Here is a 16,187-nt window from a genome sequence, read left to right on the forward strand (position 1 = left end):
CCGGCAAGCCGGCCCCGACGGCCGGTTCATGCCTGCGTTCAGCGCCGCTCGCTCGGCGCGACGCCCGTCCAGCGCTTGAACGCGCGCGTGAAATTGGCGCGGTCCGTATAACCGACGCGCGCCGCGATCTCGTCGACCGGCAGGCGTGTGCCCTCGAGCAACCGCAGCGCGTCGCGCAGCCGGATCTCGTCGAGCAGCGCCGAATAGGCCGCGCCGTACTCGGCGAGCTTGCGCTTGAGCGTGCGCGCCGACACATGCAACTCGCGCGCGACGTCGTCGACCGACGGATAACCGCCATCGCCGCAGATCAGCAGGTTGCGCACGCGCTCGACGATGCTTTCCGCGTAGCCGAGCCGCGCGAGTTCGGCCTCGCATTGCTGGACGATCATCTGCGCGGTATGCGCGTTCGCGGTGCCGATCGGCTCGTCGAGCAGCGCGGCGTCGCAGCGGATCCGATTCGCGCTCGCGTCGAAATGGCAGCGCGGCAGCCGCGCGCGATAACGCTCGAACCACGACGGCTCGGGCCATTCGAAGTGGAGTTCGGCGCGCGACTGCAGCGTGCGCCCCGGTGCCGGATACAGCAGCGAATTGAACAGGATCGCGGTCTCGACCAGGAAGTTTTCCACCGCGAACTGGCGCAGCCGGCCGAGCGGAAACGCTTCGAGCACGTCGATGTCGACGATCCCGTCGAGCTGCGCAAGCCGCACCGAGAAAAACGGCACGCGCGTCGGCAGGTAGCGGATGCCGAGCGCGATCGCCTCGCCGAGCGTCGCGCAACTCATCAGCCCGAAGCCGATCAGGCCCGCTTTCGTCAGGCTGCTGCGCAGGCCGATCTCGATCGCAATCGACGGGTCGTCCGTCGCGTCGAGCAGGTTGAACACGATCGCCGCCTGTTGCAGCGGCGTGATGCGCGCATCGGGCTGCGCAAGCCGGGCACGCTCGACGCCCGAGCCGGCCAGAATGCGGCCGCCATCGATGCCGCGCTCCTCGGCCAGCATCAGCATGAACAGCGCATATGCGGACGACACCGTCGCCTTGTTCAGCTGGCGCGCGGCATCCGGGGCGGACAGGGCCATGCGGCGGACTCCGGAGCGGTTTCGGCGGATTGTAGCGTCGCTGGCCCGCCATGACACCACGGCGGCACTCTAGCCGCGCAGCACGGCGTCGGATGCCCGCTCGCCGGACATCCTGGCCCGAAATGACACCAGCATTGGCACCCGCGGCCCTCGCGTGCGATCCGGCGCGCGCCTATGCTTGTCCCATCGGCATTGCGCCCCACTCTTTCCGCAGGGATTCCGTTCGATGAGCCAACCCGCACGAGCCGTCTTTCGCAACGACGCGGACAAGGTCGCGTATGTCCGCCGCGAGGTCAACGCCGCGAGCGATGCGATCCGCGCGCGCTTTCCGCTGCTCGACCGCCAGAACCTCGTCGGCGCGACCGTGATGGCCGCATCGGTGAGCGCGATGCTCGCGATCGCGTGGCTGTATGCGCGCGGCGCGATCGCGTGGTACGTCGCGCTGCCGCTCGCCGCGTTCGTCACGTCGCTGATCCACGAGCTCGAGCACGACCTGATCCACCTGATGTACTTCAAGAAGACGCCGTGGGCCTATCACCTGATGATGGCGCTGTGCTGGCTCACGCGGCCCGGCACGATCAATCCGTGGACGCGGCGGCGCATGCACCTGCATCACCACAAGGTGTCGGGCGGCGAATCGGATCTCGAGGAATTCGGCATCACCAACGGCGAGCGCTGGGGCGTGAAGCGCCTGCTGATGATCGCGGACGGCATGCTCGCCGTCGTGCTGCGGCCCACCGCGATGCGCCGCAAGGTGAAGCAGTATGTCGCCGCACAGCCGGTGCAGGACGCGGCCGAACGCGTGCAGTTGCGTGTCGAGCAGGTGTCGTCGTACATGCCGGTCGGTCACCTGTACTACGCGCTGTGGCACACGTTCATCGTCTATCACGTCGGCCTGTTCGCGCTGCATGCATTCGGCCATGCGGCGACGGTGCCGGCCATCGTCGAGCGTGCAATGGGGGTCGTCGATTTTCTCGCTGTGGTGTGGCTCGGGCCGAACTTCGTGCGCAGCTTCTGCATCAACTTCGTCAGCTCGAACATGCACTACTTCGGCGACATCGATTCGCGCAACGTGATCCAGCAGACGCAGGTGCTCAACCCGTGGTGGATGCTGCCGTTCCAGCTGTTCTGCTTCAATTTCGGCAGCACGCACGCGATCCATCACTTCGTGGTGCGCGACCCGTTCTACATCCGGCAGTTGACTGCGCGAACCGCGCATGCGGCGCTGCGCGAAGTGGGTGTGCGCTTCAACGACGTCGGCACGTTCGCGCGCGCGAATCGCTGGAGTGCTTATCGACCGTCGCGCGGCGCGCGCCACGCACCGGCCGACGCGTAACGCCGGCGCCCGGAGGCCCGCCGCGCCGCTCGATCACGGCACATCAATCGCCAATCGGCGGCATCGGCCCCTGCCCACGAATCCACGACCAGTTCGCGAGTTCGGCCATTTCCTTGTCGCCGCGGCTGTCGCCGTACGCGAACAGCTGCTTTGGCGGCCGGTTGCCCCACCACCCGCGCAGCCGCACGACCTTCTGCGGCCCCCAGCAGTTCTCGCCGTCGAGCCGCCCGGCGAACGCGCCGCGTTCGAACGCAAGCTGCGTCGCGAGCACGGTGTCGAAGCCGGCCGTCTTCGCCCACTTCTCCAGATACAACGACGGCGACGCGCTGACCAGCACGACTTCGTGCCCGCGCGCCTGATGCTCGCGAATGCGCTCGAGCATTTCCGGACGCACAAGGCGCGGCAGATAGGCGTCGACGAACGTGCGCGCCTGCGCGTCGAGCGCGTCCTCGCGGATCGGCCCGAACGCGAACGACGCGAACTTCGCCTTCGCGTCGCCGCGCGACAGCAGCCCGGCCTTCATCGCGACGATCCATGGCAGCGCACGCAGCCCGGCCCATGCGAAGCGCGGCGTGCCGACCGCGTAGCGGACGAAATGGCGGAAGCTGTCGGTAGTCGTGATGGTGCCGTCGAAATCGAACGCGGCGACGATGCGGTCAGTCATGGAGAATCGGCGGGAAAGCGATGAGATGCCCGGGAAGATAGCAGACTCGCGCCGGCGCGCGCGAAATGGCGTGACGCAGCGCGACCCGCGCAGCGAACGCGCGCGCCGAAGCGCGCGGGTTCGTACCGCTCGCTCAGCGCTGCGGCCGAGCCGCCAGCGCCGCCGGCAGCACGACGTTCATCAGATGGTCGGCGCGCGACAGCAGATCGGTCACGCGCTCGTCGAGCCCGCGCAGTTGCGCGGGTTGCATCCGGATCTGCTGGACGGCCTGCCCGACGATGTTGCGGCGGTCGAACAGCGTGCGCTCGACGCCCGCGTCGTCCGGCACGCGCACGACGTCCGACACCGCGCTCAGCGCCGCGAGCACGACCACGAGGTTTTCTTCCGCATGGCGGACCTTCGCGGCGAGCTCCTCGGTGCGGCGCGGGAAGAAGCCGAGCGACTGCTTGAGCGCCCCAAGCGCCGCGCGGTAATCGACATGGCCCGACGCCGCGCCGAACCAGCGTTCGAACATGCCTGCCTTGCGCGTCGCCTGCGCGAGCATCCCGGCCATCATGTCGGCCGCGCCGAGTTCGTTGAATTCGCGCGTCGTCGCCGCGACGGCTTCGACGAGGTTGCCCGCCGCCTCCAGCGCGCCGTCGCCGATCGTCGCGACCGTCGCGAGCTTGAGCGGCACCAGTTGCCGGATGTGCCGCTCGATGCGCGGCGCGTAGTCGGGATAGAGATTCGGGAAGCTGGCCTGCGCGGCGCGGAAGCACGATTCGAGCTGCGGGTGATTCGATTCGCCGAACAGCGCGCGGCCGACCGCATCGGCAGGCGCCGCGCGCACGGCCTTGTCGGGCGCCGGCCCCAAGTCGAGCGCCTGCGGCGCCGGCCGGTCGGGCGCACGCGCGGCCGGCGCACCGGCCGCGGGCGGTGCATCGAACGCAAGACGCCCGGGCGTGCGCTCGGGCGTCGTATCGAACTCGAGCCGCTTCGGCTCGTCGGACGGATTCGTCATCGCTGCATCCTGCCCGGCGCGGCGGCTTCCCGCACGCCGCCGGGCTGCCGCCAGTCAGACCGCGCCGCCGTACGCGCGCACGAAGTCGCCCAGGCCGCGGTTGTAGCCGGCGCCGACCGCCTTGAACATGAAATGGCCGTCGCGGCGATAGAAGCTGCCGACCTGCACCGACGTCTCCATCGAGAAGTCTTCCTCCAGCGCGTACTTCGCGATCACCGCGCCCGACACCTCGTCGGCGATCTGGATGTAGCTGTTGCGAACCTGCCCGAAGTTCTGACGGCGCGCTTCGGCCTGGTCGATCGTCACGACCACCGAGATTTCCTCGACGTCGGCCGCGAGCTTCGTCATGTCGATGAAGATCACTTCGTCGTCGCCGTCGCCGCTGCCCGTGCGGTTGTCGCCGCTATGCACGACGCCCATGCACTTCGACGCCGGCATCCCGCGCTTCGGGAAATCGTCGCCCGGCTGGATGAAGGTTTCCTTGCGCTCCATCGTGCGGATTTCGCTGTTGTAGAACACGAAGTGCTGATCCGAGATCAGCTTCGGATTGCCCTGCGCGTCGTACTTGCACAGGAACACCGACACGTCGAGATCGAAATCCGTGCCCGTGTCCGTTGCGTTCGCGTCCCAACCGAGACCGATGCGGAATTTCTGCGTGCCGGGCGCTTCCTTCGACAGGTTGACGCGACCGCCTTTCGACAAATTGATCATCTGAACCTCTTCTGCTGGAACCGCCGTTGCGCCGGCGGCAATGCCGGGCCGCCCTGCGCGGCCCCTCGTTGATGGTTTCCGTGCCGCGCGTGACTCGCGGTTACTCGCTCGCCACCGCGGTCCGGTCTTCCTTGCGTTGCACGACGATCGACGACCACACGGCTGCGGCGATCATCGCTGCGCCGATCAGGCCCGTGACAACCTCGGGCACGTCGAATTTCACGCCGAGGAACATGATCGTTGCAAGCGCACCGATCGCCCAGAACGCGCCGTGTTCGAGATAGCGGTACTGCGCGAGCGTGCCCTTCTTCAGCAGCACGAGCGTCATCTCCCGGATATAGGCCGCGCCGACGCCAAGGCCGAGCGCGATCAGGAAGATGTTGTTAGACAGTGCGAACGCGCCGATCACGCCGTCGAAGCTGAACGACGAATCGAGCACTTCGAGATACATGAAACCCGCGACGCCTTCGCGCACCACGCGCGTGCCCGTCTCCCCGCCGCCGACCAGGTCGCCCACGCCGTGCGCGATCACGAAGCCGATCACGCCGAACGCGCCCGCGAGCAGGAAGCTGACCTGCTCGGCCGCCGGCACGTAGAACGACGCGACGATCACGATCGCGAGCGTCAGCGCCACTTCCAGCGCCGTGATGCGGCCGAGATGGCGCATCGGGCCTTCGAGGAAGCCGATCCAGTGCTCGTCCTTCTCGGTGTCGAGCATGAACTTGAAGAACACCATCAGCAGGAACGCGCCGCCGAACGCGGACACCTCGTGATGCGCGGACGTCAGCACCGCCGCGTATTTCTCGGGCGACTCGACCGCGAGCGTCAGCGCGTCCCACAGGCCGATGTGGCCGATCACCGCGACGATCAGCAGCGGGAACACCAGCCGCATGCCGAACACCGCGACCGGCAGGCCGAACACCATGAAGCGGTTGCGCCACTTCTCCGACCAGTTCTTGAGCACCGATGCATTGACGACCGCGTTGTCGAGCGACAGCGAAATTTCGAGCACACACAGGACAGCGACGATCAGCATGTCCTTCACGCCGCCGAGGAGATAGGCCGCGACCAGCGCGAGCACCGTGAGCGACAGCGGGATCTTGAAGTCTTTCAACATGATGGGGGTAATCGAGTTCGGGATAAAAAGGCTTGCAGGCCGCGCCTACTTCGCGCGCACCCAGTCGCAGAATTCCTGCGTGATCAGCTGTTCGTAGATCTGTTCGTCGCTGACGTCGAGCGATTCGAGATGCAGGAAGCCGACGTTCGGCATCTCGTCCGCGATTTCCGCGAGGAAGCCGAATTCGCTCGGATCGCCGACACCGACGAGCGACCAGTACAGCGGGAAGTGCTGCGACTCGGCCAGCAGCTGGCGCACGCGCTTGCGGTCGTTCTTCGGGTTCTGGCCGTCGGTCACGAACAGCACCCAAGCGGGCAGATGGCCGTTCACCGGCGCGGATGCGGCCGGCGCGGGCGCTTCGTCCGCGCCGCCGAACAGCCGGCTCAGGAAGCCGCGCTTCTCTTCGCGCTTCGGGTCCGGCTCCGGCGCGCGGAAGAAGAAATCGACGATGTCGTTCATCACCGGCGCGTACTGCGTGCCGCCCCACTTGTCGATCCGCGCGTTGAGCACATGATCGGAAATGTACGAGCCGTAGTTGTCCGGCGTCGCGGTCGGCAGGCGGTCGTAGCCTTCGGTGAAGGTCCACGTGTCGACTTCGCCGTTGTCGTCGAACTTCAGTGCGATGCCGAGGATCCGGTCGTGCGTCTCCTGGATCACGCCCGACTGGTAAAGCGGCTTCGCGGAGCCCGAGATGTCGAGCGCCGCGCCGACGCGCACGACGGGCGGCTTCAGGATCTGGCGTTTTTCGAGGACGATCGCGACCTTCGCCGCGCGTTTCTCAAGCGTAATCATGCGGTGTTCTCTCAGTTCTCTTAGTTGTGCTTCGGAGCGAATCGGGTGATCAGGTCCTGTTCGAGCTGGCGCAGGCGCGGCGCGTCCTGCTCGCGCTGGCGCTTGCCGTCGGCGATGATCTGCGTGACGTCGTCGAACGCGCCGAACAGCTGCTGCTGCGCGTATTCGAATGTGTCGGTCGAGATCACCGGACGCTGGCCGAGCTTCGCGACTTCCTGCGCGTTCTGGCGATTCAGGTCGGCCTGCGCGCGGATCGCTTCGTCGGCCGCGTCGTACGTCGCGTTCGCGAGCGCCGCCGCGCGCTTCGTGCTGAGCTGCTCGAGGTAGAGCGCGAACGCGTTGGTCCACGCGGGGATCAGCACCGTCTTGATCGTCATGAACTTCGACGTCAGCGTGCGCTTCTGGTCCTGCTCCATCCGGATCTGCGGGGCCAGCTGCTTCGACATCAGCATCGCGCGATCGAGGTCGTCGAGCTTGCTTTCGAGCGCATCGACCTTGCGCTTCACGTCGAGCAGGCGTTGCGCGCCGAATGCGTCGTCGGCCTGTTGCTGGCCGGCCGCGAGATGCGCGCGCAGCGTCGCGAGCGCCGTTTCGCCGTGCGCCTTCGACTGCGCAAGTTCCTGGTGCAACGCGTAGTTGTCGTTGTACATCCGCTCGAGCTCGTCGATGCCGGCCTTCTGGCGCTGCGCATGGTTCTCGAGTTCGACGACGAGCGTGTCCATCCGCTTGCTCACCGACTCGTATTGCGACAGCAGCTTCTCCCTGGTCGAGCGGAACAGCCGCGTGACCTGCGTGAGCAGCCCGCCCTTGTCGGCGCCGCGCGGGTCGAGCCCCTTCGCGGTCGCGATCAGTTCGTTGAGCTTGTCGCCGAACTGGTCGGCATCCGACGCGCGGACGCTCGCGAGAATCTGCTGGGAGAAGGCGGCGATCCGCGTACCCTGCGTCGCGCCGAGCTGGTCGATCTCGTCGACGGTGATCAGGCGCGCGTGCTCCGTCGGCTGCGCTGCCGGCACGACGGCGACGGCAGGCACTGCGACGGGTGACAAAGACGGGGTGGAAGGACGATCGCTGACCGCATCGGATTTCTTGTCGTCGAATAGCGGCTTCATGTGGCTACCACGTTTCCTTTTCTGCTTTTTGCTACGTGTTGTCGTGCGCGCGAGGCGCGCATCCGCGGTTGCCGTCGTGCTCTCTCACGGGCGGCAGACGGACAATAAATGGCGACGGTGCGGTGCGTCAAGGGAATGAATTCTTTCAATTTCCATTCATTTTGTAATGAAGTGCGCGGACGCACCGCTCGACCGCCGCCACTCCTGCCGCCATGCGCGTTAGCCACGCAAGATTCGGGCACATTCAAGCTTACATGTCTGATCAATACGAAAGAAAAATGAAATCCCCGGTTTTTTGCGGATTTCAGACAGCGCGTGTGCGCGGACGAAGCACTCGCGAGCGTCGATCGCGCGTTACCGACCCTGCACGTGATTCATGCCGAGCCGAGGCAGGATGAACGGCACGGATAGGTCACGAATCGTGAAATCCCATCGTCCGTCGATATCCACGAACGTCGCGCTGAAATGCCGGTCGTCGGCCCACGTGATGACGTCCAGATGGCACGACGCATACATCGCGCCGACCGTGCGTTGCGCGCGCACCTTCAGCGGATCCTTCGACACAAGCGTGAACGTGACGGCTTCCTCGAACGGGCAGTCATAGTCGGTGACGAGCAGATACGCTGCCGGCGTCTCGAACTGGCGAAGCAGCACGTAGCCGGAAACGGCGAGACCGGAACGCACGCCGCCCACGAGCACATGCGTGCGTGACGGCCACGATTCATACGGACCGTCGTGCGTCTCGAGCGTAAAGCGATCGACCGGCTTCATCGCCGCGCCGGCTTCAGCGTGCCGATATCCCGTTGCATCGCCGCTTCAGTTCGCGGCCTTGCGATACAGCGCGACATACCCCGCAAGCATCAGCAGCAGCGACCCGCTGACCCGGTTCAGCCACTTCTCCCCGGCCGCTTTCCATACCCGCACCGAATGCACGCCGAGCAGCGCGTAGCCGGTCATCCCGATGACGTCGATCGCGACGATCGTCGCCGCGAGGATCGCGTATTGCGGCGCGATCGCATGCGACCGGTCGACGAACTGCGGCAGCAGCGCGGACATGAACAGGTAGTACTTCGGGTTGCTCATCGCGACGAAAAAGCTCTTCAGGAAGGCGGTCCTGCGATCGGGCGTCGGGGGCTCGAGTTCCTGGGCAACCGTGGATCGACCGCTCGACATCAGCATCCGGATGCCCACGTACGCGAGCCACGCCGCACCGAGCAGCTTCAGCGTCACGAACGCCGTTTCCGACGCGTCGAGGAGCACGCCGAGGCCGAACCCGACCAGCGCGACGAGCACGATGTCGGCCGTGACGGCGCCGAGCATGCCGACCATCGCGTGACGCAATCCGTACCGCGAACCGTTGCTCATCGCGAGCAACACCGTCGGGCCGGGCGTCGCGACGCCGACGGACAGGATCAGGGCAAATGCGAGCAAGGCGGAGAGCGACATGGCGTGGCGTTCCTTCTGAAGAGGGCCGTGCGAACGGATGGCATCGTCGTCACCGGCCACTCGGGCCGCAACCGTCGCGCCCGATTTGTTGCGACGAATACGAACGGCCAATGATCGCACGGTCATCCCGATGCTCGTTGGGCGGCTGTGCGACGTCGATCTTGCATGGCGAACCGTGGAAAGGCGTGCCGCAGATCGCGGGCGCCGAAGACGACGTTCCGTGCAACCGTGCGTAACGTCGCAAACAAATCGTGCGGGTCGTCGACAATCGGCGGGTATCTGACGCAGGTGTGGTTGTCGATGACGACGGATTTCTGAAGGGCGTGGAAGGGAGTGGCGGGCCGCGGCCAGAGTTTGCTATACTCTCGGACTTCCGGAGAGATGGATGAGTGGTTTAAGTCGCACGCCTGGAAAGCGTGTATAGGTGTAAGCCTATCGGGGGTTCGAATCCCCCTCTCTCCGCCAGAATGCATGAAGCCCCTTGATTTCTCGATGAATCAAGGGGCTTTTCTTTTGGACCCGCCGGCCCGCCCCACATCCGTCCGCCCCCCCGCCCTCACGGATGCCGAATGTAATCCACCAACGCCCGCGTATACTCATCCGGCGGCCGATCGCACAGACTCACCACAATCGCCACCACAAACCCCGCCGGCACACCAAACACACCCGAACTGATCGGCTCGATCCCGAACCACGTGCGTCCCGCGAAGCCCGTCAATTGCGTGAAGTACGGATAGGTCGACACGATGTAGTACACGCACACCGCGAGCCCCGTCACCATCCCGGCAATCGCGCCGCGCGTCGTCGTACGCTTCCAGAACACCCCGAGCACAAGTACCGGAAAGAAGCTCGATGCCGCGAGCGAGAACGCCGCGCCGACGAGAAACAGGATCTTCCCCGTACTGAGCGACGCGACATACGACGCGAACAGCGCGACACCGAGCAGCAGCACCTTCGAGATCGTCACGCGCCGCTGGCTCGATGCCTCGGGTGCGACCATGCAGTAATAGACGTCGTGCGACAGCGCATTCGCGATCGTCAGTAGCAACCCGTCCGCGGTCGACAGCGCCGCGGCAAGCGCACCGGCCGCGATCAGTCCCGACACGACATACGGCAGCCCCGCGATCTCCGGCGCGGCCAGCACGACCATGTCCGGCTGCATCTGGATTTCCGACCAGTGCACGATGCCGTCGCGAATCACCTCGACCACGCTGATCAGGTCGGGCTCGAAGTGATGCCACTGCGTGACCCACGCCGGCAATTCGGCGAACGGCCGCCCGACGAGGTTCGCGAGGATCTCGTACTTGATCAGCACCGCGAGCACCGGCACGCTCAGGTAGAACAGCGCGATGAAGAACAGCGTCCAGCCGACCGAGCGTCGTGCCGACGCGACCGACGTCGTCGTGTTGTAGCGCGTCAGGATGTGCGGCAGGCTCGCGGTGCCGATCGACAGGCACAGCAGCAGCGCAAGGAAATTCCGCTCGCGCGGCTTGCGTTCGTCGTCGCTCGCGGCGGGAAACGGCTCGTGCATCGGCACGGGCGGCTCGGCTCGGGCAAGCAGATCGTCGCGCGCCTGCGTCCACGCGACGCGCGCCGCCGCCGGATCGCGCGGGAAGTCGGCCAGTTCGCGCTCGCGCTGGCTGATCTCGCGCAGCGGCCCGTTGTGGCGCCGCAGGTCGGCAAGCTGGTCGACGAGATGCCTGCGTGCGTCCGCATAGGACGCCGGCAGCCGGTCGAGCTGCGTCTGGATGTCCGCGGCCTGTCGGCGGTACGCGTCGCGCACCTGCTGCTCCCCGGTCGCATCGCGCACCTGCGCCTCGCGCGCCGCGACACGCTCCATCAGCTTGCCGTAATTGAACTGCGGCACGGGGCCGAGCCCGTTCTTCATCGCAATCAGCGACACCGGAATCAGGATCGCGCTGATCAGGATGATGTACTGCGCGACCTGCGTCCACGTGACTGCGCGCATCCCGCCGAGAAACGAGCACACGAGAATGCCCGCGAGCCCGCAGAAGATCCCGATCGCAAAATCGACGCCGATGAAGCGCGTCGCGATCAAACCGATCCCCTGGATCTGCGCGACCAGATACACGAACGAACACAGGATCGCCGCACCGGCCGCCAGCGCACGTACGGCGGTGCTCGAAAAGCGTGTGCCGAGAAAATCGGGAATCGTGTAGCGCGCGAGCTTGCGCACGTAAGGCGCGAGCAGGAAGGCGACGAGGCAGAACCCGCCCGTCCAGCCCATCACGTATGCAAGCGCGTCGTAGCCGGTTGAGTAAAGCGATCCGGCAAGGCCGATGAACGACGCGGCCGACAGCCAGTCGGCCGCCGTCGCCATCCCGTTGAACGCGGACGGCACGCGCCGCCCGGCCACGTAGTACTCGACGAGATCGGACGTGCGCGACAGCAGCCCGATCACCGCATACACGGCGATCGGCACGAACAGGAACACGTAGCCGATCCAGACGCCGGAGCCGGTCGCGCGCTCGATCCGCCACATCAGCAGCACGAACCCGAGAAAACCCAGCGTGTAGAGCGCGTACGCGCGAATCAGTCGATGCGTCAGCATGAATCAGCGCCCGCCATGTGCGTTGCCGGTACGCGCCGCATGGTCGTCGTACGCGCGGCGCAGCGTACGGTCCGCGCGTTGCATCAGCCCGATATAGACGACGATCAGCACGAGATACACGAGAATCGCGCCCTGCGCGCCGACATAGAACGGCAGGCTGAAACCGGCGAAGCGGACCCCCGCGAGCGCGGGCGCGAAGAACGGCACGACGAACGATACCGCGAAGCCGATCGCCATCAGCACCGCGATCAGCGCGACATTGAAGCGCCAGTAGCGCGCGTGGGCACGCGCGAGCGGCTCGGGAACGGGCGGCGGCGCGGCACGCGCGGGACGGGTCGGAACGGTCATGCCGTTGTTTAGCAAAAAGCCCCTGCGCGGGCAATCGGGATTGCCGCGCAGGGGCTCATGCGCGTGACGCGCAACCGGTGCGATCAGCGCACTTCGATGAGCTGGTCGAGGATGGCCGGGTTCTCGAGCGTGGACGTGTCCTGCGTGATCGCCTCACCCTTGGCGAGCGAGCGCAGCAGTCGCCGCATGATCTTGCCCGAGCGCGTCTTCGGCAGGTTGTCGCCGAAGCGGATCTCCTTCGGCTTCGCGATCGGCCCGATCTGCTTGCCGACCCAGTCGCGCAACGTCTTCGCGAGCGCCGCGGCTTCCTCGCCTTCCGGACGCGCGCGCTTCAGCACCACGAACGCGACCACGGCCTCGCCCGTCGTATCGTCCGGACGGCCGACCACCGCCGCCTCGGCAACGAGCTCGTGCGAGACCAGCGCCGACTCGATCTCCATCGTGCCGAGCCGGTGGCCCGACACGTTCAGCACGTCGTCGATCCGGCCCATGATCGTGAAGTAGCCGGTGTCCTTGTCGCGCACCGTGCCGTCGCCGGCAAGATACAGCCGGCCGCCGAGTTCCTCGGGGTAGTAGCTCTTCCTGAAACGCTCCGGGTCGCCCCAGATCGTGCGAATCATCGCGGGCCACGGGCGCTTGACGACGAGGATGCCGCCCTGCCCGTTCGGCACGTCCTGGCCCGTCTCGTCGACCACCGCGGCCATGATGCCCGGCAGCGGCAGCGTGCACGAACCGGGCACGGTGGGCGTCGCGCCCGGCAGCGGCGTGATCATGTGGCCGCCCGTCTCGGTCTGCCACCACGTGTCGACGATCGGGCAGCGCTCCTGGCCGACGTGCTTGTGATACCACATCCACGCTTCCGGATTGATCGGCTCGCCGACCGTGCCGATGATGCGCAGGCTCGACAGGTCATGGCTCTTCGGATGCACCTTGTCGTCGGCCTCGGCCGCCTTGATCAGCGAACGGATCGCGGTCGGCGCGGTATAGAACACGGTGACCTTGTGATCGCCGATCATCTTCCAGAAGCGGCCGGCGTCAGGGTAGGTCGGCACGCCTTCGAACACGACCTGCGTGCCGCCGCAGGCGAGCGGGCCGTACGTGATGTACGTGTGGCCGGTGACCCAGCCGATGTCGGCCGTGCACCAGAACACGTCGTCGGGTTTCCAGTCGAAGGTCCACTTCATCGTCTGCGCGGCCCACAGCAGGTAGCCGCCCGTGCTGTGCTGCACGCCCTTCGGCTTGCCGGTCGAGCCCGACGTATACAGGATGAACAGCGGATGCTCGGCGCCGACCCATTCCGGCTCGCAGCGGTCGGACTCGCCGTCCGCCAGCTCGTGCATCCACAGGTCGCGGCCTGCATGCCAGTCGATCTTGCCGCCGGTGCGGCGATAGACGATCACGCTCTTCACCGCTTCGCAGCCGCCCATCGCGATCGCCTCGTCGGCGATGCTCTTGAGCGGCAGCGTCTTGCCGCCGCGCGCCTGCTCGTCGGCGGTGATGAGCGCCACCGCGCCGACGTCGACGAGCCGCTCGTTCAGCGATTTCGCGGAGAAGCCGCCGAACACGACCGAGTGCGTCGCGCCGATGCGCGCGCAGGCCTGCATCGCGACGATGCCTTCGATCGACATCGGCATGTAGATGACGACGCGATCGCCCTTGGCGATCCCGCGTTTCTTCAGCGCATTCGCGAAGCGCGACACGCGCGCGAGGAGATCCGCATAGGTGACGCGCGTGACGGTGCCGTCGTCGGCCTCGAAGATCACCGCGACGCGCTCGCCGTTGCCGGCTTCGACGTGGCGGTCGAGGCAGTTGTACGACGCGTTCAGCTCGCCGTCGTCGAACCACGTGTAGAACGGCGCGTTGGACTCGTCGAGCACGTTCGTGAACGGCTTGTGCCACGCGAGGCCCTCGCGCGCGAGACGCGCCCAGAAGCCCTCGTAATCGCGTTCGGCCTCGGCGGCGAGCGCGCGATAGGCCGGCATGCCGGAAATGGTTGCCGCCTTCTCGAGCGCCGCGGGCGGCGCAAACTGGCGGGTTTCGTGAAGAACCGATTCAATCGCAGACATCGACTACCCCTTGGTGAACATGAATCCTCTGGCGGCGCGATCGTGCGCGCCGCGCGTCTTGCCGGCGCATGCGCGCCGCTGTCTCCCACCCGCCCGCGCACGGCCGCAAAGGCTGCGCGCGATGCTGCACCGCACCACATCACGCGACGGTGAACGTGCGGCCCGGCAGTTTCCACGATAAGCGCTCCAACTTACCCGTCACTTACGCGGCATGACCGTTTCGCACGCCGGGCGGCGCTTTACGCTGTTACAACCGCGACCCTACAATCCTAACTGAACTCGCCTCCCGGATTCCAGCTTGAATCGCTACGCCCTCTTCCTCATCCTGTCGATGCTGTTCGTCGGCAGCAACGTCGGTATCGGTAAATCCATCGTTGCATTCGTCCCCATCGCCATCCTCGCCACGCTGCGTTTCGTGATCGCGATCGCCGTGCTGTGGCCGCTGTTCAGCCCCGTGAAGATGCGCGCGGTCAAGCGCGGCGAGTGGCTGAACCTGTTCCTGCAGGCGTTCTTCGGCACCTTCATGTTCACGCTGCTGATGCTCAACGGCGTGCAGCGCACGAGCGCGGTGGCGGCCGGCGTCATCACGAGCACGATCCCCGCGATCGTCGCACTGTTCGCGTGGCTGATCCTGCGCGAAAAACCGAACGGCCGTGCGCTCGTATCGATCGCGCTCGCGATCGCCGGCATCGTGACGATCAACCTCGCCAACGGCAGCGCTGCCGGGCACGGCGCCCACGGCGAAGCGTCCGGCTCGCTGACCGGCAACCTGCTGATCCTCGGCGCGGTGTGCTGCGAATCGATCTACGTGATCCTGTCGCGCCGGCTCACGCAAACCCTCGCGCCGATCGACATCTGCGCGTATACGCACCTGTTCGGCCTGTTCCTGATGCTGCCGCTCGGCGCGACGGCGCTGTGGCACTTCGATTACGCGAGCGTGCCGGCCGGCACCTGGGCGCTCGTCGTCTGGTACGGGCTGTCGGCCAGCATCTTCTCGTTCTGGCTGTGGATGAAAGGCATCCGGCATGTGCCGGGCAGCCTCGCCGGCGTGTTCAGCGCGGTGCTGCCGATCGCCGCAGCCGCCTATGGAATCGCATTCCTCGGCGAGCGCCCGACGCTCGCGCATGGCATCGCGCTCGCGTGCGTCGTCGCCGGCATCGTGCTCGCGAGCCTGCGCATGAAACGCGTGCCGGCCGCCGCATCCTGATCCGTCCCCGGCAGCGCCGGCGCGTCGCTGCAGTCGCGCCGGCCGACGCGTTACAATAGCGCGCCTTTTCAAGATTACCCCCGATACCTGCGCACCGCGCCCGACCCTCCATCATGTCCGCCCCGCATTCGCCTGGCCGCCTCCCCTCCCGTCGCCCGCTTCGCCCGCTTCCCGCGCTGATCTTCATGAGCCGCTGGCTCCAGGTTCCGCTTTACCTGGGCCTGATCGTCGCGCAGGCCGTCTACGTGTTCCTGTTCCTGAAGGAAGTCTGGCACCTGCTGTCGCATGCCACCAGCCTCGACGAAGTCAGCGTGATGCTCGCGGTGCTCGGCCTGATCGACGTGGTGATGATCTCGAACTTGCTGATCATGGTGATCGTCGGCGGTTACGAAACGTTCGTGTCGCGCCTCGGCATCGAGGGCCACCCCGACGAGCCCGAGTGGCTCGACCACGTGAATGCGGGCGTGCTGAAGGTCAAGCTGTCGATGGCGCTGATCAGCATTTCGTCGATCCACCTGCTGAAGACGTTCATCAACCCCGACCAGCACACGATGCACGCGATCATGTGGCAGGTGATCATTCACGTGTCGTTCCTCGTGTCGGCGCTCGTGATGGCGTGGGTCGACCGCCTGACGACGCACACGCATCCCGCCCATTTCCACGAGGCGCATGCGCCCGCCGCGGCCGTGTCCCGCAAGCCGGCCGAAGCAGCCGTCAACGCATAAAACGCATTCCCCACAGTC

The 16,187-nt window shown here is 66.3% G+C and carries 15 protein-coding genes and 1 tRNA gene; 4 read left to right on the forward strand and 12 right to left on the reverse strand.

What is annotated here, in order from left to right; all coding sequences use genetic code 11:
- Positions 1-38 precede the first annotated feature (38 nt).
- The gene (locus tag CUJ89_RS12085) at positions 39-1,076 is read right to left on the reverse strand and encodes an AraC family transcriptional regulator (protein WP_114177524.1); all 1,038 of its coding nucleotides are present in this window, start codon (positions 1,074-1,076) and stop codon (positions 39-41) included.
- 226 nt (positions 1,077-1,302) lie between these two features.
- Between CUJ89_RS12085 and CUJ89_RS12090 the strand changes: the two genes are divergently transcribed.
- Positions 1,303-2,412, forward strand: coding sequence for a fatty acid desaturase (locus CUJ89_RS12090; RefSeq protein WP_114177525.1), 1,110 nt, complete (start codon positions 1,303-1,305; stop codon positions 2,410-2,412).
- Between the two features lie 43 nt (positions 2,413-2,455).
- Here the strand turns inward: CUJ89_RS12090 and CUJ89_RS12095 are convergent, their stop codons facing one another.
- The 8 genes from CUJ89_RS12095 to CUJ89_RS12130 form a co-directional block, all read right to left on the reverse strand.
- Positions 2,456-3,076: an HAD family hydrolase gene (locus CUJ89_RS12095; protein WP_114177526.1), complete on the reverse strand. Its 621-nt coding sequence runs from the start codon at positions 3,074-3,076 to the stop codon at positions 2,456-2,458.
- Between the two features lie 133 nt (positions 3,077-3,209).
- Positions 3,210-4,076 (reverse strand): hypothetical protein, encoded by an 867-nt coding sequence (locus tag CUJ89_RS12100; RefSeq protein WP_114177527.1) that lies wholly within the window; start codon positions 4,074-4,076, stop codon positions 3,210-3,212.
- A 54-nt stretch (positions 4,077-4,130) separates the two neighbouring features.
- Positions 4,131-4,787, reverse strand: a complete 657-nt coding sequence (locus CUJ89_RS12105) for a TerD family protein (RefSeq protein WP_114177528.1) — start codon at positions 4,785-4,787, stop codon at positions 4,131-4,133.
- 100 nt (positions 4,788-4,887) lie between these two features.
- Positions 4,888-5,904, reverse strand: a complete 1,017-nt coding sequence (locus CUJ89_RS12110) for a DUF475 domain-containing protein (protein WP_114177529.1) — start codon at positions 5,902-5,904, stop codon at positions 4,888-4,890.
- Positions 5,905-5,949: 45 nt separating this feature from the next.
- The gene (locus CUJ89_RS12115; protein ID WP_114177530.1) at positions 5,950-6,696 is read right to left on the reverse strand and encodes a VWA domain-containing protein; all 747 of its coding nucleotides are present in this window, start codon (positions 6,694-6,696) and stop codon (positions 5,950-5,952) included.
- 20 nt (positions 6,697-6,716) lie between these two features.
- Entirely contained in the window at positions 6,717-7,805 is a 1,089-nt protein-coding gene (locus CUJ89_RS12120) for a toxic anion resistance protein (RefSeq protein WP_114177531.1), read from the reverse strand.
- A gap of 354 nt (positions 7,806-8,159) precedes the next feature.
- On the reverse strand, positions 8,160-8,576 hold the full coding sequence (locus tag CUJ89_RS12125; RefSeq protein WP_114177532.1) for a hypothetical protein: 417 nt from the start codon (positions 8,574-8,576) through the stop codon (positions 8,160-8,162).
- A 45-nt stretch (positions 8,577-8,621) separates the two neighbouring features.
- Positions 8,622-9,251 (reverse strand): LysE family translocator, encoded by a 630-nt coding sequence (locus CUJ89_RS12130; protein WP_114177533.1) that lies wholly within the window; start codon positions 9,249-9,251, stop codon positions 8,622-8,624.
- 375 nt (positions 9,252-9,626) lie between these two features.
- On the opposite strand from CUJ89_RS12130, the gene CUJ89_RS12135 reads away from it, so the two are divergent.
- Positions 9,627-9,716 (forward strand) — tRNA-Ser (locus tag CUJ89_RS12135).
- 91 nt (positions 9,717-9,807) lie between these two features.
- On the opposite strand, the gene CUJ89_RS12140 is transcribed toward CUJ89_RS12135, so the two are convergent.
- The 3 genes from CUJ89_RS12140 to acs all read right to left on the reverse strand — a co-directional run bounded on the left by CUJ89_RS12140 (position 9,808) and on the right by acs (position 14,237).
- Positions 9,808-11,823 carry a sodium:solute symporter family protein gene (locus CUJ89_RS12140; RefSeq protein ID WP_114177534.1) on the reverse strand — a complete coding sequence of 672 codons (2,016 nt, stop codon included), beginning with the start codon at positions 11,821-11,823 and terminating at the stop codon, positions 9,808-9,810.
- Positions 11,824-11,826: 3 nt separating this feature from the next.
- Positions 11,827-12,171 (reverse strand): DUF4212 domain-containing protein, encoded by a 345-nt coding sequence (locus CUJ89_RS12145; protein ID WP_114177535.1) that lies wholly within the window; start codon positions 12,169-12,171, stop codon positions 11,827-11,829.
- Positions 12,172-12,254: 83 nt separating this feature from the next.
- Positions 12,255-14,237, reverse strand: a complete 1,983-nt coding sequence (gene acs, locus CUJ89_RS12150; protein ID WP_114177536.1) for an acetate--CoA ligase — start codon at positions 14,235-14,237, stop codon at positions 12,255-12,257.
- A gap of 298 nt (positions 14,238-14,535) precedes the next feature.
- On the opposite strand from acs, the gene CUJ89_RS12160 reads away from it, so the two are divergent.
- Both CUJ89_RS12160 and CUJ89_RS12165 read left to right on the forward strand, forming a co-directional pair.
- A complete protein-coding gene (locus tag CUJ89_RS12160; RefSeq protein ID WP_114177537.1) occupies positions 14,536-15,444 on the forward strand; it encodes a DMT family transporter in 909 nt (302 codons plus the stop codon).
- 113 nt (positions 15,445-15,557) lie between these two features.
- The gene (locus tag CUJ89_RS12165) at positions 15,558-16,169 is read left to right on the forward strand and encodes a TIGR00645 family protein (protein WP_114177538.1); all 612 of its coding nucleotides are present in this window, start codon (positions 15,558-15,560) and stop codon (positions 16,167-16,169) included.
- Positions 16,170-16,187: the final 18 nt, after the last annotated feature.

Source organism: Burkholderia pyrrocinia (assembly GCF_003330765.1).
GTDB classification, from domain to species: domain Bacteria; phylum Pseudomonadota; class Gammaproteobacteria; order Burkholderiales; family Burkholderiaceae; genus Burkholderia; species Burkholderia pyrrocinia_B.